Raw genomic sequence first — 23059 nt, 5'->3', positions numbered from 1 at the left:
AGGCATGCCTAAGTCATTGGGGCCGGAGGTGTCCGGCCCCGTGCGCCGATACGTGCGTGGCACGCACCGTCCACCGACGGGCGCGCCCGCCCGTCACAACCCAGGGAGTACCTCGTGGCAGAGCGGCCGGCCCGGCAAGGACCCAAGACCCAGGGGGCGCGGGTCGTGCGCACCGAGCAGATCACGCCGCACATGGTGCGGGTGGTGCTCGGCGGCGAGGGGCTCGCGGACTTCTCCCTGGACGGCTTCACCGACCACTACATCAAACTGTGCTTCGCCCCCGACGGCGCGGACTACCCGCACCCGTTCGACATCGCCGCGATCCGCGAGAGCCACCCGCGCGAGCTGTGGCCCACGACGCGGACGTACACGGTCCGCTCCTGGGACCCAGTGGCCCGGGAGATGGCCGTCGACTTCGTGGTCCACGGCGACGAGGGCCTCGCGGGGCCGTGGGCGCAGCGCGCCCAGGTGGGCGAGCAGGTGACCTTCCTCGGCCCCGGCGGCGGTTACGGGCCGCAGGCCTCGGCCGACTGGCACCTGCTGGCCGGTGACGAGAGCGCCCTGCCGGCGATCGCCGCGTCGCTGGAGCAGATGCCGGCGGGCGCTCTGGTGCACGCGTTCGTCGAGGTGCCGGACGCCTCCGAGGAGCAGAAGATCGTGTCGCCCGACGGGGTGGCCGTGACCTGGCTGCACCGCGGCGACCGGCCGGTCGGCGAGCTGCTGACCGCCGCCGTGAAGGGGCTCGACTTCCCCGAGGGCGAGGTCCAGGCGTTCGTGCACGGGGAGGCGGGCTTCGTGAAGGAGATCCGCCGCCATCTGCGCGTGGAGCGGCAGATCCCGCTCGCCCAGCTGTCGATCTCCGGTTACTGGCGCCTGGGCCAGAACGACGACGCCTGGCGCGCGGTCAAGCGCGAGTGGAACGAGCAGGTGGAACGCGAGCAGGAGGGCGGAGCGGCCGCGTAGCCCTCCCTCCGGCCGGGACGGGGCCCGACCGGAGACGCTTCGGCAGGGTTCCGCGGCGGCCGCGCCGCCCGCCGCCCAGGGCCCGGCGGCAGCAGTCGTGTCGCCTCTCCCGCTCGCGGCCGCCCGGCGGCAGCCGCGTGACCCTCCGGCTGGGCCCGACAGGGGCCGCGTCGCCTCTTCTCCGGCTCAGGACCCCGCCCGACCGTACTCCCGGCGGGCGGGGTCCGTGCGTCCGCGGAGGTCTCGCCCCGGTCGTCGGGCCTCAGACCCCGGGCGCCCCCGCGCCTTTCGCACCCTCCACACCGTCAGGCGCACCGGCAGACCCACCGCTATCGGCAGGCCCCTCCCCCTCGCCGCCGCCCAGCCCCTCGTAGAGCCGGAACGAGACGTCCTCGTGGGCGAGCCTGCGCAGCGCGCCGAACATGGCCTCGCCCAGGACCGTCCCCACGACCACGCTCTCCACCAGGTCCTCGCGGGCCACCCGGCGCCGTACGTAGCCGATGTCGGCCCGGGCCACCGACTCGGCCGCGTCCGCGTACTCCTCGATCAGGTCGACCAGACCGCCGTGTCCGACCCGGCGCAGCGCCGCCATCACCCCGGCCAGCGACTCGGCGGCCGGCGTCCCCTCGCTGACCCGCCAACCGCGCCGGCGCAGCAGCTCGGCCACGTCCTCCCGGGCCTGGGCCAGCTCCGGACCGCTCTCGCCCTCCTCCAGCGGCGTGACCCCCGTCGCCGCCGCGCCGAGCACCTTGATGACCGGGCGGGCGGGGTCGTCGGTGGCTTTCAGGATCTCCCCGATGGTGGCGAGCGAGAGGCCGCCCACCTCCAGCAGGACCCGGATCAGGCGGAGTCGCCGCTCGTGGCCGGGGCCGTACTCCGCCTGGTTGGGGCTGGTCAACTCCCCTGCGGGCAGGAGCCGTTCCCGTACGTAGTACTTGATCGTCGGCACCGGCACCCCGGACCTGCGACTCAATTCACCGATGCGCACCGCGTGTTCGCCTTTCACCCTTGCCAGACCAGACCGCCATCATAGATAGTCCCCCTACCGGATAGCGGCGAGTGCCACTATCCATACATCAGCTCTCAGGAGACCCCCATGCCGTCATGGCGTACCTGGCATCGCCCGTTAGTCCTCTTCTCCGCCGTGATGGCCCTCGGGGCCGTCCTGTCCGCCGTGGGTCTCGTGGTCGACGACCGCGTCCTGGTGGACGCGCCGATCTGGGCGAAGCCGTTCAAGTTCTACCTCTCCTTCACCGTCTACGGCCTGTCCCTGGCGTGGATGCTCGCGCAGTCGACCCGGGGGCCCCGGACCGGCTGGTGGGCGGGGAACGCGGTCGTCGCCACGAGCCTGGTCGAGATGGCGATCATCACCGGGCAGGTCGTCCGCGGGAAGCGGAGCCACTTCAACGTCGAGACACCCCTCGACCGGGCCCTGTTCATGGCGATGGGGATCACGGTCATCGTCCTGTGGGCGGCCACCCTGGTGATCGGTCTCCTGCTGCTGCGCACCCGGTTCGCGGACCGGGCGACCGCCTGGGCGATCCGGGGCGGTGTCGTGATCACGCTGGTGGGCGCGGGGATCGGCTTCCTGATGACGCTGCCCAGCGCGGAGCAGCGGGCCGGCGGCACACAGAGCCCCGATGTGATCGGCGCCCACTCCGTCGGCGTACCGGACGGCGGCCCCTCGATGCCGCTCACCGGCTGGTCCACGACCGGAGGCGATCTGCGGATCCCGCACTTCGTGGGCATGCACGCGCTCCAGCTGATCCCGCTCTTCCTGATCGCCCTGGTGGTGCTCGCACCCCGGATCGCCCGGCTGAGCGATGCCGGGCTGCGACTGCGTCTCGTACGGGTGGTGACGGCCGGTTACGCGGGTCTCGTCGCCCTGACCACCTGGCAGGCACTGCGCGGTCGGCCCCTGATCCGCCCGGACACGGAGACGCTCGTCGCCGCGGGCGTCCTCCTGCTGGCGGTGGCCGCCGGAGTGGGGGCGGCCCTGCGACGGCCGACCGCGCCCACCCCCGTGCATCAGGAATCCGTACCGCGGGGATCCGAACCACGGGAATCCATCGCCCGGGAATCCGAACAGCCTTCCCGCAGCAAGGAGTTCACCGCATGACCGGCGCCGGCACCCTCTTCGACCTCACGTTCCTCCTGGCCGCCCCGTTCTGGCTGCTGATGATCTTCGCCCCCGCCTGGTCCGTCACCACCCGGATCGTCTCGTCACCGCTGACCGCGGTGCCGGTCGCCGTGCTGTACGCCGTCCTCGTCGCGCCGGTCTTCCCGGAGGTCTGGGCGGCGGTGACCGGGCCCGACCTCACCGGCTTCCAGCAGCTGATGACGCTGCCCGACGGCGCCGCGGCCGTCTGGGCCCATATCATCGCGTGGGACCTGCTGGTCGGTCAGTGGATGTTCCTCCAGAGCCGGAAGCTCGGATTCTCCCCCTGGCTGATGGGCCCTCTGCTGGCCCTCGCGATCCTGCTCTCGCCTCTCGGACTGCTGGTCTTCCTCGCCCTGCGGGCCCTTCGGCGCGACGCCGCTCCGCCCGACGCGGCTCAGCACGACGCGCCTCGGCATGACGCCGCTCGGCCGATCGCGACGGGCGACTGAGCCGCACCGCTGCGTCGCGCTGCCGAGCGGGGCGGGTTCTGGAAGGATCGCGGCCGTTGGACCAATCCGCACGGCCACCGGCTCCGAATCCCTCCTGGAACCGATGACGCCCCGGGAGGCAACCCGCGTGAACGAAGCCGTACAGATCAGCGGGGTGCCCTCACCCGGGCCCGACCTCCAGGAACTCCTGGTGCGGGTCGCACGAGGGGACCAGGCAGCCTTCGCCCAGGTGTACGACGCGGTCTCCGGGCCCGTGCTCGGCCTCGTCCGGAGCATCCTGCGCGACCCGGCCCAGTCGGAGGAGGTCGCCCAGGAGGTCCTGGTCGAGGTGTGGCGTACCGCCCCCCGCTTCCAGGCCTCCCGGGGCAGCGCGATGAACTGGGTGCTGACCCTCGCCCACCACCGGGCCGTCGACCGGGTCCGCTCGGCCGAGGCGTCGGCGGCCCGGGAGCACAGGGCAGCGCTCCTGGACCGCACGCCCGCCTTCGACGAGGTCTCCGAACAGGTGGAGACCCGGCTGGAGAGAGAACAGGTGCGCCGCTGTCTGCGCACCCTCTCCGAACTCCAGCGGCAGTCCGTGACCCTGGCCTACTACCGGGGCCTGACCTACCGTGAGGTGGCGGAACTCCTCACCGTGCCCCTGGGCACCGTGAAGACCCGACTGCGCGACGGCCTCATCCGACTGCGCGACTGCCTGGGGGTGAGCGCGTGAGCACGGCCGAACTGCACACGCTGACCGGGGCCTACGCCCTGCACGCGCTCCCGGAGGACGAGCGCCGCGCGTTCGAACGCCATCTCGCCGACTGCGAGGCCTGCGCCCAGGAGGTACGGGAGCTGTCGGCGACCGCCGCCCGGCTCGGCCTGGCCGTCGCCGAGGCCCCGCCGCGCAAGCTGCGGGAGCGGGTGCTGCGGGAGATCACGACCGTACGCCAGGAGGCTCCGTCGCACGGCAGACCCGGACGCAGGGGCGGCGGCGGGCGCAGCGGCCGCTGGTCCACCTACACCCTGGCCGCCTGTATCGCGGTGGCAGCGGCCTTCGGCGGGGTGGCGGTGTGGCAGAACCGGGTGGCGCAGGACGCCCGCCAGGAGGCGGACCGGGCCCAGCGGCAGAACGAGCGGCTGGCCCGGGTCCTCTCCGCCCCGGACGCGAAGACCAGTTCCGGCGAGCTGACCGGCGGCGCCCGCGGCACGGTCGTCGTCTCGCAGCAGGAGAACCGGGCGGTGTTCCTGGCCTCGGGGATGGCTCCGCCGCCGAGCGGCAAGGTGTACCAGATCTGGTTCAACGACGAGGGCACCATGCGTTCGGCCGGTCTCATGGACCCGAAGGCGAGCGACGACGCGGTGCTGCTGGACGGGCCGGTGGACCGGGCGACGGGGATGGGGATCACAGTCGAACCGACGGGCGGCTCGGCCGAGCCGACCTCCGACCCGGTGGCCCTGATGGACTTCCCGACCGCTTGATCGCCCGTCCCCCACATGGCAAGGAGCACCCGTCCATGAACGTCGCGGTGGTGCTGTTCACCTCCGATCTCCGTCTGCACGACAACCCGGTGCTGCGTTCCGCCCTGCGGGACACGGACCGGGTCGTCCCGCTCTTCGTCCGGGACGACGCCGTCCACCGGGCCGGGTTCGACGCCCCCAACCGGCTCGCCTTCCTCGCCGACTGCCTGGCCGACCTGGACGCCGGGCTACGGAGGCGGGGCGGTCGGCTCGTCGTCCGTACGGGCTCGGTGGCGAAGGAGGTGCGCCGGCTGGTCGTGGAGACCGGGGCCGGGGCGGTGCACATGGCGGCCGGGGTCAGCGGGTACGCGGCACGGCGTGAGGAGCGGGTGCGTGCCGCCCTGGCGGACACCGGCTGCGAGCTGCTCCTCCACGACGCGGTGGTCACCGCGCTCGCACCGGGCCGGGTGGTGCCGTCGGGCAAGGACCACTTCGCGGTCTTCACCCCGTACTTCCGCCGTTGGGAGGCGGCGGGGGTGCGGGGCACGCTGGGCGCGCCCCGCACGGTCCGGCTGCCGGACGGTCCGCTCGCCTCCGACGACCTGCCCGCCCGCGATGACGTCAAGAACGTGTCTCCCGGGCTGGCGGACGGCGGCGAGCAGGCGGGCCGGAAGCTGATGGCGTCCTGGCTCGACGGGGACATGGCCGACTACGCGGACGGCCATGACGATCTCGCGGGGGACGCCACCTCCCGGCTCTCCCCGCATCTCCACTTCGGTACGGTCTCCGCCGCCGAACTGGCCGTCCGGGCCCGGGAGAAGAGCGGGCCGGGCGGCGAGGCGTTCGTCCGGCAGCTGGCCTGGCGCGACTTCCACCACCAGGTGCTGGCCGCCCGCCCCGACGCCTCCTGGTCCGACTACCGCCCGCGGGATGACCGCTGGCGCTCGGACGAGGACGAGATCACCGCCTGGAAGACCGGGCGCACCGGCTATCCGGTGGTGGACGCGGCGATGCGGCAGCTGGCGCACGAGGGATGGATGCACAACCGCGGCCGACTGCTGGCCGCCGGCTTCCTCACCAAGACGCTGTACGTGGACTGGCGGGTGGGTGCCCGCCACTTCCTGGAGCTGCTGGTGGACGGCGACATCGCCAACAACCAGCTCAACTGGCAGTGGGTCGCGGGCACCGGCACGGACACCCGCCCCAACCGGGTGCTCAACCCGGTGACCCAGGCCAAGCGGTACGACCCGCGCGGCGACTACGTACGGCGGTGGGTGCCGGAGCTCGCGGAGGTGAAGGGGGCGGCGGTCCACGAGCCGTGGAAGGCCGAGGGCGAGCTGGACTACCCGCAGCCGGTGGTGGACCTGGCCGAGGCGCGGGCCCGGTTCGAGCGGGCGCGCGGGCTGGGCTGACCGTACGAGGAGGTGGAAGGGCCCGTTCCGCCCGGCGGCCCTTCCGGGTGATCACGCCCGCCGGGCGGAGCGGGCCCTTCCGGGTGATCACGCCCGCCGGGCGGCCGGGGGGAGAAACCGCCGGTACGGGCCGGTACTCGACGTAGCCGGGGCGGTCGGCGCTATGGCGTTCCAGCAGGGTCGCCCCGCTCCCCTCGGTCAACAGGCGGCTCATCACCACCGGGGCCGCGACGGTCGCGGCGGCAGCGGCAGGCGCCCGGCGGACGAAGAGGAACGGCCCCCACCGGACGAGGAAGTCACCGAAGTGGTTCGGGTGGCGGGTCCAGGACCGGAGCCCCCGGTCCATGATCCGCCCCTGCCGGCGGGGGCAGATCTGAACCGGGCGAGCGGGTGGTCCCGTTCGCCTCGAAGGCGAGGCCGACCGTCCCCAGGACCGCACCGCCTGGTCGGTGATCGGAAGGTACTCGATCGAGTGAATGCGCCGCCCGCACCAATCCGCCGGGCAGGCCGCACCGAATCCCTTACGTGACAGCAGATGGGGACCGGCGGCAGGAGCGAGGCGGCTCCTGGTCGGACGGCCTGATCCGGCGCCGGATCCGTCTCCTGCGGCTGGGAGACGGCCCCCGGGGGCCCGGGGGCGCTGTCCGCCCCGGCTCGCACCACCGCTGAGCAGCGTTTCCTTCCCTTTCCCCGCACCATCCTCGATCCAGGAGAGACACCATGAACATGCGCCACTTCCGCCGCACCGCCGTCGCCGTGGCCACCGCTGCCGTGCTGCCTCTGGCACTGACCGCCTGCTCCTCGGACGACTCCTCCAAGGACGCGGCGGCAGGCTCGACGCCCAGCGCGGCGGCGTCGACGAGCGCCGCACCCGACGGCTCCATGACGATGGACGAGCCCTTCGGTCCGGCCTGTTCCTCGGTGCCCACCGAGGGCGCGGGCTCGTTCGACGGCATGGCGAAGGACCCGGTCGCGACGGCCGCGTCGAACAACCCCGAGCTGTCGACGCTGGTGGCCGCCGTGCAGCAGGCCGGACTGGTCGACACGCTCAACAACGCCGAGAACATCACGGTGTTCGCGCCGACCAACGACGCCTTCGCGAAGATCCCGAAGGCTGACCTGGACGCGCTGCTGGCGGACAAGGCCGAGCTGACCAAGGTGCTGACCTACCACGTGGTGGGCCAGAAGCTGACGCCGCAGCAGCTGGAGAAGGGTGCGTTCGACACGCTGGAGAAGAGCAGGCTGACGACGGCCGGTTCGGGCATGGAGTACACCGTGAACGACTCCTCGAAGGTCGTCTGCGGCAACGTCCCGACGGCCAACGCCACGGTCTACATCGTGGACTCGGTCCTGATGCCCCCGAAGTAACCCGGAAGCGGAGGGCGGTGTACCGCGAGCGTCGCGGTACACCGCCCTCCAGCGTCCCCCGGGTCTGTCCTAAGGGCTGTCCGGATGATCATGCCGCACACTCTTCCCCGGGCCGCCCGGGTGGCCGGGGCAGTCGTCGGCTCGGCCGCGGGCGACGCGCTCGGCGCCCCCTTCGAGTTCGGCCCGGCCGGGGTGTTCTCCGCGAGCTTCCCCGATGGCGTCGGCCTGCTGTGCGGGGGTGGCGGCTGGGACCCGGGCGAGGCGACGGACGACACGCAGATGGCGGTGCTGGTCGGCGAATCGCTGCTGGAGCGCGGCGGGTTGGACCTGCCGGACGTGTTCGACCGGTTCCGGCGGTGGGCGGGCAGCGAGCCCAAGGACATCGGCCTCCAGACTGAGGACGTCCTGACGAGCGGGGCACCCTGGGACCGGGCCGCGGCGCTGCACTTCCAGGTCAACGGGCGGGCCGCGGGCAACGGTTCGCTGATGCGGGCGACCACGTCGGCGGTCTACTTCGCCCACGCCGGACGTACGGCGACGATGGAGGCGGCCCGCCGGATCGCCGCGCTCACCCATGGCGACCGGGCGGCCTGGGAGGGCACGGCGGTCTTCCACGAACTGGTCCGGGTGGCCCTGGCCGGAGAGGATCCACTGGCTGCCGTCCCCGAAACGCTCGACGAGGTCCATACCGCCCACCGGGCCCGGTGGGCGACGGCTCTGGCCCCCGACTGGCACCCCGCCCTGGCGACCGAGTTCAACGGAGCGGTCTGGCCGTGCCTGGCCACCGCCCTGTGGGCGCTCCGCACCACGGACACGTTCGAGTCCGCCCTCGCCGCCGCCGTCGACGTGGGCGGGGACACCGACACGGTGGCCGCCGTGACGGGCGGCATGGCCGGCGCGGTCTACGGCATCGACGCCGTCCCGAACCGCTGGACCACGCTCCTGCACGTACCGCTTCCGGGGCACGGGGGCCGGGTACTGCGCACCCCTGAGCTTCTCGACCTCGCCGCACGCCTGGACAACGAGGCACCCACGACTACGCATAAGGCTGAAATAAGAGCAGAATAGACATACGGGCGCCCGGCGCACACTCCGCACGGCGTCGGGGCCCGTAGGACCGAAGGAGACGAATCTCATGAGCAACGTCTCGGACGCCAGGAGCACCGTCAGAGGCGACCTCACAGGTCACCCCGACGCCTCCGAAATGCGCGCGCGGTACGACAAGGTGATGGGCGGCCGCGATGTGGCCCTGGTGGACGCGCCGGTGTTCCTCGTCGGCCTCTACTGCGCCGTCTCCCCGTGGGTACTCCACTTCACGGCCAGCCAGCCCGCGCTGGTGACGCACAACCTCGTCATGGGTATCGCCGTCGCGGTACTGGCCCTGGGCTTCACGATGATGCCCGAGCGCATGTACGGCCTCAGCTGGGCGATGTGCGCCATCGGTGCGTGGATCATCGTGTCGACCTGGGTGGTCGGGAGCAGCCCGGACGCCGGAGTGGTGGTCAACAACATCATCGTCGGCGGACTGACGGTGCTGCTGGGCATGGTCTGCGCCGGAGCGGCCATGAGAAGCCGCACCACCTGATTCACCCACCCGGACCCCGCCCCGCCAAGCCCCTCCGGAGCCTGATTTCCACCCCCTGTGGCGCTTGAGGAGCGGGGCCCGGGGCAGCGCCCCGGTTTCGGGAAGGGGCGGGGAAGGGAGGGGACCAAGCCCGCCGCAGGCGCCACGCCTCCACCACCCGCAAGCACGCCGCCCGCCCCACGCACCGCTCCCGGCCTCAGCCGACCGAGCTGTACGCCACGACCCCCCGCAACACCGCGTCGACCGCCTTCCGCGCGTTCCGCGCCACAGAACTCCCTCCGCTCCCCTCCCGAGGAGCCGCCGCGGCCACCTGCCCCAGCACGTCGATGACCTGCTTGCACCACCGTACGAAGTCCCCCGCCGGCATCTCCGCCTCGCGCAGCACCTCGTCCAGCGTGCGCCCGGAGGCCCACATGTAGACCGCCCAGGCGAAGCCGAGATCGGGCTCGCGCTGGCCGACCCCCTCCGTCTGGTTGATCTTGAAGTCGTCCTCCAGGGCGTCCAGCCGTCCCCAGATCCGCACCATCTCGCCGAGCGCGACCTTCGCCGGCCCGGACGGCAGCTTCGGCGCGACCGCGTCATCGGCCTGCCGCGCCTCGTACACCAGGGCGGAGACGCACGCGGCCAGCTCGGCGGGGTTGAGCCCCTCCCACACCCCGTCCCGCAGGCACTCGCTGGCGAGCAGGTCCAGCTCCCCGTAGAGCCGGGCCAGCCGCCGCCCGTTCTCCGTGACCTCGTTGCCCCGGAGGTAGTCCAGCTCGGTCAGGAGCGCGACGATCCGGTCGAAGGTGCGGGCGATCGTGTTCGTCCGCCCCTCGATCCGCTTCTCCAGCAGCCGGGTGTCCCGCCGCAGCCGGTGGTAGCGCTCGGCCCACCGCGCGTGGTCCTCCCGCTCGTCGCACCCGTGGCAGGGGTGCGCGCGCAGCTCGGCCCGCAGCCGGGCGATCTCGCGGTCGTCGGCGGCCGGTGCCCGCCCCTTGCGGTGCCGGTCGGGCACGATGTGCCCGGCCTTCGTCCGCAGTGCGGAGGCCAGATCGCGCCGGGACTGCGGCGAGCGCGGGTTGAACGACTTCGGCACCCGCATCCGGTCCAGCGCCTCCACCGGCACCGGGAAGTCCATCGAGGCCAGCCGCTTGACCTGCCGCTCGGCGGTCAGGACCAGGGGCCGCGGCCCGTCGTGGTGGTCGAAGCCCCGGTGCCCGTTGGCCCGCCCGGCGGGCAGCCCCGGGTCCAGCACCAGGGCCAGCCCCGCGAACTTCCCCGTCGGGACGTGGATCACATCGCCCGGCTTCAGCTTCTCCAGCGAGGCGGCCGCCGCCGCCCGCCGCTGGGCAGCGCCCTGCTTGGCCAGCTCCGTCTCCCGGTCCTTGAGGTCGCGGCGCAGCCGCGCGTACTCCTCGAAGTCACCGAGGTGGCAGCTCATGCCCTCCTTGTAGCCCTCCAGGCCCTCCTCGTTGCGCTGGACCTGGCGGGAGATCCCCACGACGGACTTGTCCGCCTGGAACTGGGCGAACGAGGTCTCCAGCAGCTCCCGCGACCGGTGCCGCCCGAACTGCTGCACCAGGTTGACGGCCATGTTGTACGAGGGGCGGAAGCTGGAGCGCAGCGGATACGTCCGCGTCCCCGCGAGCCCGGCCAGCGCCGTGGGGTCCATGCCTCGCTGCCAGAGGACCACCGCATGGCCCTCGACGTCGATGCCGCGGCGTCCGGCCCGGCCGGTGAGCTGGGTGTACTCGCCGGGGGTGATGTCGGCGTGCTGCTCGCCGTTCCACTTGACGAGCTTCTCCAGGACTACCGAGCGCGCGGGCATGTTGATGCCGAGCGCCAGGGTCTCGGTGGCGAAGACGGCCTTCACCAGGCCCCGTACGAACAGCTCCTCGACGACCTCCTTGAAGGTCGGCAGCATGCCCGCGTGGTGCGCCGCGATGCCCCGCTCCAGCCCTTCGAGCCACTCGTAGTACCCGAGGACGTGCAGATCCTCGCCGGGGATGGAGGCGGTCCGCTCCTCGACGATCTCCCGGACCAGCCGGCGCTTGTCCTCGTCGTTGAGCCGCAGGCCCGCGTACATGCACTGCTGTACGGCGGCCTCGCAGCCGGCCCGGCTGAAGATGAACGTGATCGCGGGGAGCAGTCCCTCGTTGTCCAGCCGCTCGATGACCTCGGGCCGTCCGGGCGTCCAGATCCGGCTGCGCTGGCGCCGCTCGCGCTCGCGGTCGGCCTCGCGGACCATCTTGCCGCGGCGGCGGTCGCGCGGGTTGTACCCCTGCTGGTTCTCCATGCGGGCGAGGCGCACCAGGTCGGGGTTGACCTCACGGCGTCCGGCGCCGCGCCCGCCGTGGTCGGTGGCCTCCTCGAAGAGGTCGTACATCTTGCGTCCGGCCATCACGTGCTGCCAGAGCGGCACCGGCCGGTGCTCGGAGACGATCACCTCGGTGTCGCCGCGCACGGTGTCCAGCCAGTCGCCGAACTCCTCCGCGTTGGAGACCGTGGCCGACAGGGAGACGAGCGTCACCGACTCCGGGAGGTGGATGATCACTTCCTCCCAGACCGCGCCCCGGAAGCGGTCGGAGAGGTAGTGCACCTCGTCCATGACGACGTAACCGAGGCCGGAGAGCGACTGGGAGCCCGCGTACAGCATGTTCCGCAGGACCTCGGTGGTCATGACGACCACCGGTGCCTCGGAGTTGACGCTGTTGTCGCCGGTCAGCAGGCCGACCTTGTCGGCGCCGTACCGCTTGACCAGGTCGGCGAACTTCTGGTTGGAGAGCGCCTTGATCGGCGTGGTGTAGAAGCACTTGCGGCCCTGCTCCAGGGCCAGGTGCACGGCGAACTCGCCGACGATCGTCTTGCCCGACCCGGTGGGGGCCGCGACCAGCACCCCCTTGCCCGCCTCCAGTGCCTGGCAGGCCTCGATCTGGAACGGGTCCAGTCCGAAGGCGTACATCTCCCGGAAGGGCCCGAGGGCCGTCGCCATCTCGGCCGCACGGACGCGGGATGCCTGGTATCGCTCAGCTGGTGAGAGGTCCTCTGTCATCTTGGCTACGAGCCTACCCGCCACCTCCGACAGTCAGCCCGATCTTTAAATCCCCTCGGCCTCTCACCTGGCAGCACCCGTAGGGCCGCCGGTACACAGGTCGCGGTGATGGGAGGAGGTCAGGTGATGTCGTCGTAACCGTTGAGCCGGTGCGGTCCCCGCCCGTCCGCCTCACCGGAGGCCTGTCCCGGGAGCACCCGGCGCTGATCGGTCACGGGCTCGACCCCGCCGACCGGCTCAGGGGTCAGGTCGAGGTGCGAGGCCTCGTCGTCGCTCAGCTCGGCGTCGGGGTTGTTGCGGCGGCGGCGCTTGTCGTTGAGCAGGGAGAAGCCGACAGCGATGAAGTAGAGGAGCGCGAGCGGACCGGCCAGCAGCAGCATCGAGATGGGTTCGCCGCCGGGCGTGGCGAAGGCGGCGAAGACGGTGAGGCCGACGATCATCCCGCGCCACCAGCCGAGCATCCGCTTGCCCGTGATGACGCCGGTCATGTTCAGCGCGATGAGCAGCAGGGGCAGCTCGAAGGCGAGTCCGAAGATGAGGACCATGCGGACGAGCAGGTCCAGATAACTGTCGAGCCCGATCTGGTTCTGCACGTCGTCGGGGCTGAATCCGAGCATGATCTCCGCGGTCTGCGGCAGGATCGCGTAGGCGAGGTAGCCACCGGCCACGAAGAGCGGTGCGCCGACGACGGCGAAGCCGTAGGCGTAGCGCTTCTCGCCCTTGTGCAGCCCCGGGGCGACGAACGCCCAGAGCTGGTACAGCCAGATCGGGGTGGCCAGCAGGACGCCGGACATCAGCGCGACCTTGAGCGCGTTGGTGAACGGGCCGATCAGGGTGTCCGTCTTCAGAAGCGCGCAGGACTTGCCGTCGACCGTGGTGACCACGCCGTTCTTGCAGCCGACCGAGTCCTGAATGGGCGCCAGGAGGAACTCGTAGATCTCCTTCTGGAAGAACGCCGCCACGATCATCACGACGACGATCGCCAGCACGGCCTTCAGCAGCCGGTTACGCAGCTCACGCAGGTGATCGAGGAGGGGCATCCGCCCCTCTGCGTCCTTCTCCTGCTTGCGGGCGGACTTGAGCAACCCACTTCCCTCGTCTCGTGCGGCGGCTGTCGGCGGAGCGTGTCTGCGGTCAGCTCTGAGTGGTGGGCTTGGGCTCGTTGACCGGGCGGGAGCTGGTGACGTCTCCCGGGGCGGCCTGGATGGTGCGGGCGGTGGTGGACTGCGGGGGTGCCGGGTCCGCGACGGTCTCCGTCGTGGGGGTGGCGGTCGTCGCGTCGTCCTTCTTCATGGCCTTGGCCTCGCTCTTGAGGATGCGGGCCGACTTGCCGAGCGAACGCGCCATGTCGGGAAGCTTCTTGGCACCGAAGAGCAGCAGGATGACAGCGATGATCAGAACGATCTCGAGGGGCTTCAGATTGCCGATCATGTGCGACTTCCTTCTCACTGAGGCGGCTGGAGGGTGGGCTCGCTACCCGTTCGACCGGGCATACGTCCGATCATTGCGCTTGACAGCGATCGTAACCCGCAGGGGTAAACGCGAGGCAATGCCCGTGCGTACTGCGGCTTGCGGCCCGTACCTCACTGCCCGGGCCACCCCGTGCAGCGTACTCCTCGGGGCTGCCGGGCATCAGGGCGCAGGCCTGTCGCGGCGGGCCGTCACCGCAGGCTGTCCCCGGTGGCCGCGAGACGGGTGGCCGCCCGTTCGAGGTCTTCCGACGCCTGGCTGATCCGCTCGGTGGTGGTGGTGACCTGGCGGCCGAGTCGCTGCGCCTCGACGAAGACCTTGATGCCGAGGACGCCGAGGACGGCGACGCCCAGGAATCCCAGGGCGATGGCGAGCATGGGCCAGAACATGGGGGGGAGTGCCTCTTCCTACGGGCGGTGCGGGGGCGCTAGCGGGTGGCGTGCAGGCGGAGGGTGCGTACGCCGCCGCCGGTGAGCAGTTCGATGATGCGCTCCCCCGCGGGCTTGCGGACCGGGGCCGCGCACTGGGGGCAGGTGAAGGTGTAGAAGGTGGTACGGCGGCTGGCGCCGATGGCCAGCCGCAGCGCTCCCGCGGCCAGCTCGAAGCGCCCGCGGCAGTCGGGACACGCGGCCCGGAAGCGTACGGCGGCGGGCACGGGCACCGGGACGGGCCCGGGACGGACGGTGGTGGGGGCTGCGGCGGTGCCGTCGGTCGCTCCGGTACGGACGGTGGTAGCGGCCTCGGCGGTGCCGCCAGGAGTGGCCGTGCGGGCGACCGTCGACGCGGTGCTCACGGGCTGCCCGCTGCGGCCGGTGGTCGTACCGCCGCCGTCGGCCGCCCCCGTGCGGGCGCCCGGCACAGAGGGTGCGACCGGCATCAGGTACGTCGGGTGCATCTCGTCTCCGCTCCGGCCCGCTCAGGGCGTCTCGTCGTACGCGGCGAGCGCCTCGCGGGCGGCCGTGCGGGCGCTCTCTGCCAGCTCCGGCGGGGTGACGATGCGCCCCTCCCCGCCCAGGCGCAGGGCGAGGCGGCGCAGCGAGGCCGGGTCGGGGGTGCGCAGGGTGATGCGGAGGCTTCCGCCGGGCAGCTCCTCGGCGCTGTCGTGCGGGTAGTACTCAGCGACCCAGCGGCCCCCGGTGGTGACCTCGATGACGACCTCGGGGTCCTCGGCGGCGGGGTGGACGAGCCCTTCGGAGAGGTCGCGCAGCTCCAGCTCGGGCGGAGCGGCGGGGGCGTCCAGGAGGCGGATCTCCGCGACCCGGTCGAGCCGGAAGGTCCGGCGGTCCTCCGAGAGCCGGCACCAGCCCTCCATGTAGGTGTGGCCGACGGCGAAGAGGCGGATCGGGTCGACCTCGCGCTCGGTGAGTTCGTCGCGGGCGGGCGAGTAGTAGCGCAGCCAGAGGCGTCGGCGCTCGGAGATGGCCCGGTCGACGTCCGCGAAGACGCCGCCCTCGGACTCGAAGGTGACCGAGAGCCGGGAGCTGGCCGCCCCGGACTCCCCGGCCGCCGTCTCCAGCTTGGCGGTGGCCCGGAGCAGGGCGTCGCGGTCGCTCTCGCGCAGTCCGGGCAGGGTGGCGACGGCCCGGGCGGCGACGAGCAGGGCGGTGGCCTCGTCGGCGGCGAGCCGGAGGGGTTCCGCGACGTCGTCCGGGTTGTGCCACCAGATGCGGTCGCCGTCGGTGTCGATGTCGAGGAGGTCGCCGCCGCGGAAGCTGGTGCCGCACATGGGCAGGACGTCGAGGTCGGAGATCAGCTCGTCCTCGGTGATGCCGAAGGCCCGTGCCACGTCCTGGACGTGGGCGCCGGGGCGCTCGCGGAGGTAGGTCACCAGGGAGAGCATCCGACGGGTCTGGTCGATCGCGTTCGTGGCCATCGTTCGGGTCCCCCTAGTCCTTGGCCACGGCGCGCAGCCGGTCCACCACATCGGCCCGCAGATCGGCGGGCTCCTCCACGACGACGTCCGGCCCGAACTCGACGAGCCAGGCGTCGAGACCGTGTCCGTAGGGGATCTCCAGCTCGTCCCAGCCGTCGCCGCGCTCCTTGACCGATATCGCCCGCGACCGCAGCGGGTAGCCGGCCCCGGCGCGGAGCCGGATCCGGGCGGTCCGGGTGGCGGTCTCGCCGGCCCAGCTCTCCACGGTCTCGCGGACGGTGACGACGTCGGGCACCTCGGCGGTGAAGGCTCCGGCGCGGGAGCGGACCTTGCCGGTGATGCGGGAGAGCCGGAAGACGCGTTCGGCTCCCCGGCCCCGGTCCCAGCCCGCGAGATACCAGTGGCCGCGCCAGCATTCGAGGGTCCAGGGTTCGACCTGGCGCTGCTCGGGGGCGGCGGAATTGGCCTTGCGGTAGTCGAAGGTGACGGGGCGGCGGTCGCGGCAGGCGAGCATCAGCGGCTCGAAGGCTGCCTCGTGGACGGGGATACGGGGTTCGAGGGCGCTGTGCACCTCGTAGGCGTCCTCGGCCTCGGGCATGCCGGCCGCGCGGAGCTTCTGGAGCGCGCCGCTGGCGGCTCCGGCGAGGCGGGCCTGCTGCCAGACCTTGGCGGCGAGGCCGAGGGCGGCGGCCTCCTCGGCGTCCAGGGTGATGGGGGGCAGCCGGTTGCTGTCGCGCCGGGCCAGATAGCCGGTGTCGCCGTCCAGGTTCTCGACGGTCTCGATGACCAGGCCCAGCTCGCGCAGGTCGTCCTTGTCGCGCTCGAACATCCGGTTGAAGGATTCGTCGGAGCCCGCTTCGAGGTAGGCCTCGATGGAGCCGCGGAGTTCGCGCTTGCTGAGCGGGCGCCGGGTCCCCAGGAGGCACAGCGCGAGGTTCATCAACCGCTCGGCCTTGGCAATCGCCATCGACGCCCTTTCTCTGGTGCTCTACGACGGTCGACCGTACCGCCCCGGGGTGTCGGTGCCAAAGCGAGCCCGCGGCCCGGACCACGGCGGGGCCCGCCGAACGGCGAGGGCCCCCACCGCACCGGTGGGGGCCCTCACTCACGCGCGTCCGGAGCGGCTCAGACCGAGACCAGGTCGCAGACGAAGATCAGCGTCTCGCCCGGGGCGATGGCGTCGCCGGCGCCGCGGTCGCCGTAGGCGAGGTGCGCCGGGATGGTCAGCTGGCGGCGTCCGCCGACCTTCATGCCCTGTACGCCCTGGTCCCAGCCGGCGATGACCTGGCCGACGCCGAGCTGGAAGGCCAGCGGGCGGCCGCGGTTCCAGGAGGCGTCGAACTCCTCGCCGGTGGAGAAGGCCACGCCCACGTAGTGGACCTGGACCTTGTCGCCGGCCTTGGCGACCGGGCCGTCGCCCTCCCAGATCTCCTTGATCTCCAGGTCGGCCGGCGGCTCGCCGCCCGGGAAGTCGATCTCGGGCTTCTCGATGCTCACTGAACTGCTCCTCAGAATGATGAACTGGGCAACCGGGACAGTCTTACATCCCTGGCCAGGGCGTCCTCACATCGTGGCCAGGACGTCCACGGCGAAGACCAGCGTGGAGTTCTTGGGGATCGACTGCTGCTGCTGGTCGCCGAAGGCCTGGTCCGGCGGGATGACCAGGAGGACGCGGCTGCCGACCTTCTTGCCGATCAGGCCGTCCTTGAGGCCCTTCAGGGTCACCTGGGACAGCGGGAAGGTCTGGGTCTTGCCCTGGGTGTAGGTGGAGTCGAACTCCTTGGCGTCCTTCCAGACCATGCCGACGTAGTTCACGACGACGCTGTCGGTCTCCTTGATGACCTCGCCGTCGGACTCCAGGATGTAGGTGGAGGACAGCTTCTTCGGCGGGTCGCTCTTGGGGATGGTGACCTTCGGCGCCTTGCCGTCGTCGCCGGTGCCGACCTTGGGCAGGTCGATGTTGTCCTGGGCGACCTCGGTGCCCTTGGCGGAGGCCGGGATCTGGGTGGCCTTCAGGATGTCGACGACGAAGACGAGGGTGGCGTTGGGCTTGATGTCGCCCTGGCCCTGCTCGCCGTAGCCGAGGTCCGGCGGGATGACGAGCTGGACGCGGCTGCCGACCTTCTGGCCGACGAGGCCCTTGTCCCAGCCCTGGATGACCATGCCCGCGCCGAGCGTCAGGTCGAAGGGCTGCTTGCGGTCGAAGCTGTTGTCGAACGGCTTGTCGGAGTCCCACGACTGGCCGAAGTAGTTGACCTGGAGCGCGTCGCCGTTCTTGAGCTTCGCGCCGTCCCCGTCGCTGATGACCTCGGTCTTCAACTCCTTGGGCGGGTCTCCCTCGCCCTTGGAGAGGGTGGGCTTCTCGCCGAACTTCGCACCTGCGGTGATCGCGGGCACGCCGTTCTTGGACGAGGCGGAGTCGGAGGCCTTGTCGTCACTGCCGCAGGCCACTGCCGACAGCAGCAGGAGGGGGGCGACGAGAAGGCCGGCAATTCGGCGCACTGGTTCCTCAGATCTCAGGGGGCACTGTGGTTGGTCCGAACACTCTAGGCCGTGGCGAAGGCCCCGTACGAGGAACGTACGGGGCCTTGTCACGCGACATCGGTCCGAGGGCGCCCCCGGGCAGCGCTCACATGCCCGCGATCAGCTTCTCCACCCGCTCGTCCACGGAGCGGAACGGGTCCTTGCAGAGCACCGTGCGCTGCGCCTGGTCGTTGAGCTTGAGGTGGACCCAGTCGACGGTGAAGTCCCGCCGCTGCTCCTGGGCCCGGCGGATGAAGTCGCCGCGGAGCCTGGCCCGGGTGGTCTGCGGGGGCACCGACTTGCCCTCGAAGATCTTCAGGTCGTTGCAGATGCGGGCGGTCTGGCCCTTCCTCTCCATGAGGTAGAAGAGGCCGCGGCGACGGTGGATGTCGTGGTAGGCGAGGTCTATCTGGGCGACCCGCGGGTTCGACATGGTCATGTTGTGCTTGGCCCGGTACCGCTCGATGAGCTTGTACTTCATGACCCAGTCGATCTCGGTGTCGATCCGGTCGAGATCCTCGGCCTCGACGGCGTCGAGCGTGCGGCCCCACAGCTCCAGGACCTGGTCGACGGTGCCGGTGCGGATGCCCCGGCGCTCGACGAAGTCCACGGCCTTCTCGTAGTACTCCCGCTGGACCTCGATGGCCGAGGCCTCCCGGCCGCTGGCCAGGCGCACCTTGCGGCGGCCCGTGAGATCGTGGCTGACCTCGCGGATGGCCCGGATCGGGTTCTCCAGGGTCAGGTCGCGCATCACCGTGCCCGCCTCGATCATGCGGAGCACCAGGTCGGTGGCGCCGACCTTGAGCAGCATGGTCGTCTCGGACATGTTCGAGTCACCGACGATGACGTGGAGGCGGCGGTACCGCTCGGCGTCGGCGTGGGGTTCGTCGCGGGTGTTGATGATCGGCCGGGAGCGGGTGGTGGCGGAGCTGACGCCCTCCCAGATGTGCTCGGCGCGCTGGCTGACGCAGTAGACGGCGCCGCGCGGGGTCTGGAGCACCTTGCCCGCCCCGCAGATGAGCTGGCGGGTGACGAGGAAGGGGATGAGGATGTCCGCGAGCCGGGAGAATTCTCCGTGCCGGGCGACGAGGTAGTTCTCGTGGCACCCGTAGGAGTTTCCCGCCGAGTCGGTGTTGTTCTTGAAGAGATAGACGTCGCCCGCGATTCCCTCCTCGTGCAGGCGGCGTTCGGCGTCGACGAGCAGGCCTTCGAGAATGCGCTCGCCCGCCTTGTCGTGCGTGACCAGCTCGGTCACGTTGTCGCATTCGGGGGTTGCATATTCCGGATGCGATCCCACGTCGAGGTAGAGGCGGGCGCCGTTCCGCAGAAAGACGTTGCTGCTGCGGCCCCATGACACAACACGGCGGAAGAGGTAGCGCGCCACTTCGTCAGGTGACAGTCGGCGCTGTCCCCTGAACGTGCACGTGACGCCGTACTCGTTCTCCAGCCCGAAAATGCGGCGGTCCATGACTGAACATTACGCCTTACGGCCGGTGCTGAAACCGGGTTCGACAGCACCGTTTCGATCATTTTCCGATCCCGCCACGGCCTCGGCCGTGCGGGCGGGAGCCGCGAGGAGCCTTCCGGTGGCCAGCAGGACGGCCAGGGCGGCCACTCCACCGGCCCCGGCGACCGCGAAGCTCCAGGCGGTCGAGCCCAGTTCGACGGCCGGTCCCGCCGCGGCCGTGCCGACGGCCGCGCCCACCCCGAAGGTGGTGACGAGCCAGGAGAACGCCTCGGTCACCGTGCCGCGCGGGGCGTGCCGGTCCACCACGATGAACGAGCAGGCGATGGCCGGGGCGAGGAAGAGACCGGCCAGGGCGGCGAGGGCGGTCATGGCGGGGACCGACGGGGTGAGCGTCAGCGGCAGGTAGCCGAGCGCCAGCAGGGCCACGATCACCCGCAGCCGCTTCTCGGGCTCCCCCGACCACTGCCGCGCCCCGTAGCCGAGGCCGCCGATCAGGGCGCCGAGCCCGAGCGCGGCCATCAGCCAGCCGTACACCGACTCGCGGCCGTGGTCGTCCGCGTACGCCACACCGGCCACCGTGATGGAGCCGAGCGCGAGCCCGACGAAGAAGAACGCGCCGAGCAGGGCGAGGAGCCCGGGCGAGCGCAGGGCGCCCAGCCAGTGGGCCTCGCGGGGAGCGGAGCGCCAGGTGCGGGAGGGCTCGGACAGGACCACCGACAGGGCGCCGAGGACGCCGATGGCGTTGATGACGAGCAGCGCGGCGGCGGGGGACCAGAGGGAGACGAGGAGCGTCACCAGGAGCGGCCCGACGGTGAACATGACCTCCTGTGCCACGGCATCCAGGGCGTACGCGCGGTGCACCCGGTCCTCGCGCTTCAGCACGCTGGGCCACAGGGCCCGCAGGCCCCCTTCCAGGGGCGGGGTGGCGACTCCGGCGACGACGACGGCCGCGTACGCCAGCGGGAGCGAGCCGAGCCCGGCCACGGCGAACAGGGCCATGCCGAGCGCGGAGAGCACGGCGGCGGGGAACTGGACGCGCGGCTGCCCGTACAGGTCGACCGCCCGGCCGAGCAGCGGCTGTCCGACGGCGGTGGCGAGACCGTACGCGGCCGCCAGGGCGCCGGCCAGCGTGTAGCTGCCGCCCTCGGCCCGGGTGAAGAGCACGATCGCGATGTGCGCGGTGCCGTTGGGCAGCCGCCCCACCAGCGTGCCCGTCAGCAGCCGGGCGGCGTGCCGCGCCCGGAGGATGTCCAGATATCCCGCGGCCATTCCCGCCCCTTTCCGCCGGACGGCTGCCACCATCCGAAGTTTTACGTATAACGTCGAGGTTCATACGTACCATGTGCGCAGTCCGCGGGTCCACCTCGCGGCGGCATGGAACCAGCCCGCACGGAGGCCCGCGTGACCGACCCGCACCAGCCCCTTCCACCCCGGCCCACCAGCCGCGACGTGGCCCGCGCCGCAGGCGTCTCGCAGGCGACGGTCTCCCTGGTGCTGGGCGAGAAGTGGCCGGGCCGGGTCTCCGAGGCCACCGCCCAGCGGGTCCGGGAGAGCGCGGCGGAGCTGGGGTACCGGCCCAATCTGGCCGCCCGCAGCCTCCGGCTCGGCCGGACCAGGACCGCACTGCTGGTCGTACCGGCGCTCACCAACGAGTTCTTCGCCCGGGTCTACACGGGGGCCGCCGCCGTCGCCGCCGAGCACGACTTCGGCGTGGTGCTCTACCCCTCGCCGGACGGCACGGGCCCGGCCCGGGACCCGTTCGCCTCGGCCCGCGCCTCGTTGGACGGGGTGATCGCCTCCTCGATGGCCTCCGACGCGCTGAGCGCCCTGCACGGGGCCGATCTGCCGCTGGTGATGCTGGACAGCGACCCGGCCGGGAGGGACGCGGCGGCCCACGTCAACCTGGACATCGCCGACGGCATGCGCCAGGTGACGGGCCATCTGCTGGGGCTGGGCCACCGCCGCCTGGTCCATCTGGCGTCCGCCGTGGACACCTGGACGTTCGCGGTCCGGGCGCAGGCGCTGCGCGAGGCGGTGGGTGCGGTACCGGACGCCGAGGTGCGTACGGTACGGGCCCCGCTCGACGTACGGGCCGGGCGGGAGGCGGCCGAGCAGGCACTGGCCGTGACCGGGGAGCGGCCCACGGCGGTCGTCTGCGACGACGACATCCTGGCGGCGGGGGCCTGCAAGGCCGCCCGGCGGCTCGGGCTGCGGGTGCCGGACGACCTCTCGGTCACGGGCTTCGACGACCTGGCGCTGGCCAGCGCCGTGGAACCGGAGCTGACCACCGTGCAGCTGCCCGCCGAGCAGGTCGGGGAGCGGGGCATGGCGGCCCTGCTGGCCGTGCTGGAGGGCCGCGAGGCGGAGACGGGCAGTCTGCCGGTGCGGCTGGTCGTCCGTGGCTCCACGGCGGCTCCGCCCGCCACCGCCTTCCGGACGTGACGGATGCCCCCGGGACGGGCGGGACCCGGGGGCATCGAGGGCGTGCTGTCTACTCCTCGGTGGAGCCGGAGGAGCTGCCGGTGTCGGTCCCGGTCGCGTCGGTCTCCTCCACGTCGGACGGGGCGTCCGTCGGGGTGGTGCTCGCCGCCTCCGCCTCCAGCAGCCGGGTCAGCTGGCGGCCGACGATCCGCTTGAACTTGCGCTGCTGGGGCCGCGTACGGTCCAGTACGGCCACTTCGAGGCGCTCGGCGGGGATCTCCCGCTCGCCGCCTCCGGGCTCCCGGGAGAGCGCCTGGACGGCCAGCTTGAGCGCCTCGGCGAGCGTCATGCCGTCGCGGTGGCGCTGGTCCAGGAAGCTGCTGATCTGCTCGGCGTTGCCGCCGACCGCGACCGAGCCGTGCTCGTCCACGATCGAACCGTCGTGCGGCAGCCGGTAGATCTGGTCGCCCTCGGGGGCGGCGCCGACCTCGGCGACGACCAGCTCCACCTCGTAGGGCTTCTCGGCCGCGCTGGAGAAGATGGTGCCGAGCGTCTGGGCGTAGACGTTGGCCAGCCCACGCGCCGTCACATCGTCCCGGTCGTAGGTGTATCCGCGCAGATCGGCGTAGCGCACGCCGCCGATGCGGAGGTTCTCGTACTCGTTGTACTTGCCGGCGGCCGCGAAGCCGATCCGGTCATAGATCTCGCTGAACTTGTGCAGCGCGCGGGACGGGTTCTCGCCGACGAACACAATGCCGTCGGCATACTGCAGCACAACGAGGCTGCGACCACGGGCGATGCCCTTGCGGGCGTATTCCGCCCGGTCGGCCATGGCCTGCTGGGGTGAGACATAGAACGGCGTCGACACCGGCTATCCGTCCCTTTCTGTCAG

23 protein-coding genes and 1 pseudogene are annotated in these 23059 nt (G+C 71.9%); 10 read left to right on the top strand and 14 right to left on the bottom strand.

The window, feature by feature from the left end; genetic code table 11:
* The first annotated feature begins 114 nt into the window (after window positions 1–114).
* A complete protein-coding gene (locus AC0682_RS00970) occupies window positions 115–963 on the top strand; it encodes a siderophore-interacting protein (RefSeq protein WP_478530353.1) in 849 nt (282 codons plus the stop codon).
* Window positions 964–1225: 262 nt separating this feature from the next.
* Here the strand turns inward: AC0682_RS00970 and AC0682_RS00965 are convergent, their stop codons facing one another.
* Window positions 1226–1918 (bottom strand): MerR family transcriptional regulator, encoded by a 693-nt coding sequence (locus AC0682_RS00965; RefSeq protein ID WP_478530498.1) that lies wholly within the window; start codon window positions 1916–1918, stop codon window positions 1226–1228.
* 192 nt (window positions 1919–2110) lie between these two features.
* Between AC0682_RS00965 and AC0682_RS00960 the strand changes: the two genes are divergently transcribed.
* The 5 genes from AC0682_RS00960 to AC0682_RS00940 all read left to right on the top strand — a co-directional run bounded on the left by AC0682_RS00960 (window position 2111) and on the right by AC0682_RS00940 (window position 6425).
* A complete protein-coding gene (locus AC0682_RS00960; RefSeq protein ID WP_478530497.1) occupies window positions 2111–3082 on the top strand; it encodes a hypothetical protein in 972 nt (323 codons plus the stop codon).
* Window positions 3079–3573, top strand: a complete 495-nt coding sequence (locus AC0682_RS00955; RefSeq protein ID WP_478530351.1) for an ABA4-like family protein — start codon at window positions 3079–3081, stop codon at window positions 3571–3573. The genes AC0682_RS00960 and AC0682_RS00955 overlap by 4 nt, the downstream gene beginning before the upstream one ends.
* A gap of 127 nt (window positions 3574–3700) precedes the next feature.
* Window positions 3701–4285: a sigma-70 family RNA polymerase sigma factor gene (locus AC0682_RS00950; RefSeq protein ID WP_478530350.1), complete on the top strand. Its 585-nt coding sequence runs from the start codon at window positions 3701–3703 to the stop codon at window positions 4283–4285.
* On the top strand, window positions 4282–5034 hold the full coding sequence (locus tag AC0682_RS00945) for an anti-sigma factor (protein WP_478530348.1): 753 nt from the start codon (window positions 4282–4284) through the stop codon (window positions 5032–5034). Before AC0682_RS00950 ends, AC0682_RS00945 begins: the two co-directional genes overlap by 4 nt.
* Before the next feature lie 35 nt (window positions 5035–5069).
* Window positions 5070–6425, top strand: a complete 1356-nt coding sequence (locus tag AC0682_RS00940; RefSeq protein WP_478530346.1) for a cryptochrome/photolyase family protein — start codon at window positions 5070–5072, stop codon at window positions 6423–6425.
* A 98-nt stretch (window positions 6426–6523) separates the two neighbouring features.
* Here the strand turns inward: AC0682_RS00940 and AC0682_RS00935 are convergent.
* Window positions 6524–6865, bottom strand: a pseudogene (locus tag AC0682_RS00935) (DUF1295 domain-containing protein); the annotation flags it as partial.
* 280 nt (window positions 6866–7145) lie between these two features.
* Between AC0682_RS00935 and AC0682_RS00930 the strand changes: the two are divergent.
* The 3 genes from AC0682_RS00930 to AC0682_RS00920 all read left to right on the top strand — a co-directional run bounded on the left by AC0682_RS00930 (window position 7146) and on the right by AC0682_RS00920 (window position 9378).
* Window positions 7146–7793, top strand: coding sequence for a fasciclin domain-containing protein (locus AC0682_RS00930; protein ID WP_478530344.1), 648 nt, complete (start codon window positions 7146–7148; stop codon window positions 7791–7793).
* A gap of 84 nt (window positions 7794–7877) precedes the next feature.
* Entirely contained in the window at window positions 7878–8861 is a 984-nt protein-coding gene (locus tag AC0682_RS00925; RefSeq protein WP_478530342.1) for an ADP-ribosylglycohydrolase family protein, read from the top strand.
* 67 nt (window positions 8862–8928) lie between these two features.
* Window positions 8929–9378: an SPW repeat protein gene (locus AC0682_RS00920; RefSeq protein ID WP_478530340.1), complete on the top strand. Its 450-nt coding sequence runs from the start codon at window positions 8929–8931 to the stop codon at window positions 9376–9378.
* A gap of 196 nt (window positions 9379–9574) precedes the next feature.
* Here the strand turns inward: AC0682_RS00920 and AC0682_RS00915 are convergent, their stop codons facing one another.
* From AC0682_RS00915 to AC0682_RS00865, 11 genes are all read right to left on the bottom strand, one after another.
* The gene (locus tag AC0682_RS00915) at window positions 9575–12412 is read right to left on the bottom strand and encodes a DEAD/DEAH box helicase (protein ID WP_478530338.1); all 2838 of its coding nucleotides are present in this window, start codon (window positions 12410–12412) and stop codon (window positions 9575–9577) included.
* Window positions 12413–12531: 119 nt separating this feature from the next.
* Window positions 12532–13497, bottom strand: a complete 966-nt coding sequence (gene tatC / locus AC0682_RS00910) for a twin-arginine translocase subunit TatC (protein WP_478530336.1) — start codon at window positions 13495–13497, stop codon at window positions 12532–12534.
* A gap of 49 nt (window positions 13498–13546) precedes the next feature.
* Window positions 13547–13843: a Sec-independent protein translocase subunit TatA gene (tatA, locus tag AC0682_RS00905; protein ID WP_478530334.1), complete on the bottom strand. Its 297-nt coding sequence runs from the start codon at window positions 13841–13843 to the stop codon at window positions 13547–13549.
* Between the two features lie 230 nt (window positions 13844–14073).
* On the bottom strand, window positions 14074–14271 hold the full coding sequence (locus AC0682_RS00900; protein WP_478530332.1) for a hypothetical protein: 198 nt from the start codon (window positions 14269–14271) through the stop codon (window positions 14074–14076).
* Window positions 14272–14309: 38 nt separating this feature from the next.
* Window positions 14310–14543, bottom strand: coding sequence for a hypothetical protein (locus tag AC0682_RS00895; protein WP_478530496.1), 234 nt, complete (start codon window positions 14541–14543; stop codon window positions 14310–14312).
* A gap of 255 nt (window positions 14544–14798) precedes the next feature.
* Window positions 14799–15755 (bottom strand): helix-turn-helix transcriptional regulator, encoded by a 957-nt coding sequence (locus AC0682_RS00890; protein ID WP_478530330.1) that lies wholly within the window; start codon window positions 15753–15755, stop codon window positions 14799–14801.
* Window positions 15756–15768: 13 nt separating this feature from the next.
* Window positions 15769–16722, bottom strand: coding sequence for a helix-turn-helix transcriptional regulator (locus AC0682_RS00885; RefSeq protein ID WP_478530328.1), 954 nt, complete (start codon window positions 16720–16722; stop codon window positions 15769–15771).
* Window positions 16723–16880: 158 nt separating this feature from the next.
* Window positions 16881–17252 carry an FKBP-type peptidyl-prolyl cis-trans isomerase gene (locus AC0682_RS00880; RefSeq protein WP_478530326.1) on the bottom strand — a complete coding sequence of 124 codons (372 nt, stop codon included), beginning with the start codon at window positions 17250–17252 and terminating at the stop codon, window positions 16881–16883.
* Window positions 17253–17318: 66 nt separating this feature from the next.
* Entirely contained in the window at window positions 17319–18257 is a 939-nt protein-coding gene (locus tag AC0682_RS00875) for an FKBP-type peptidyl-prolyl cis-trans isomerase (RefSeq protein WP_254812933.1), read from the bottom strand.
* 127 nt (window positions 18258–18384) lie between these two features.
* On the bottom strand, window positions 18385–19746 hold the full coding sequence (gene pafA / locus AC0682_RS00870) for a Pup--protein ligase (protein ID WP_254812932.1): 1362 nt from the start codon (window positions 19744–19746) through the stop codon (window positions 18385–18387).
* A gap of 9 nt (window positions 19747–19755) precedes the next feature.
* Complete coding sequence (locus AC0682_RS00865; RefSeq protein WP_478530323.1) at window positions 19756–21015, bottom strand: MFS transporter; 1260 nt, start codon at window positions 21013–21015, stop codon at window positions 19756–19758.
* A gap of 132 nt (window positions 21016–21147) precedes the next feature.
* Between AC0682_RS00865 and AC0682_RS00860 the strand changes: the two genes are divergently transcribed.
* Window positions 21148–22188, top strand: a complete 1041-nt coding sequence (locus AC0682_RS00860; RefSeq protein WP_478530321.1) for a LacI family DNA-binding transcriptional regulator — start codon at window positions 21148–21150, stop codon at window positions 22186–22188.
* A gap of 49 nt (window positions 22189–22237) precedes the next feature.
* Here AC0682_RS00860 and prcA read toward each other — a convergent pair whose 3' ends face one another.
* Entirely contained in the window at window positions 22238–23035 is a 798-nt protein-coding gene (prcA, locus tag AC0682_RS00855) for a proteasome subunit alpha (protein ID WP_254812929.1), read from the bottom strand.
* Between the last annotated feature and the right edge of the window lie 24 nt (window positions 23036–23059).

Source organism: Streptomyces sp. NPDC043746, from assembly GCF_056436485.1.
This window is presented reverse-complemented; position numbering and strand designations above follow the sequence as displayed.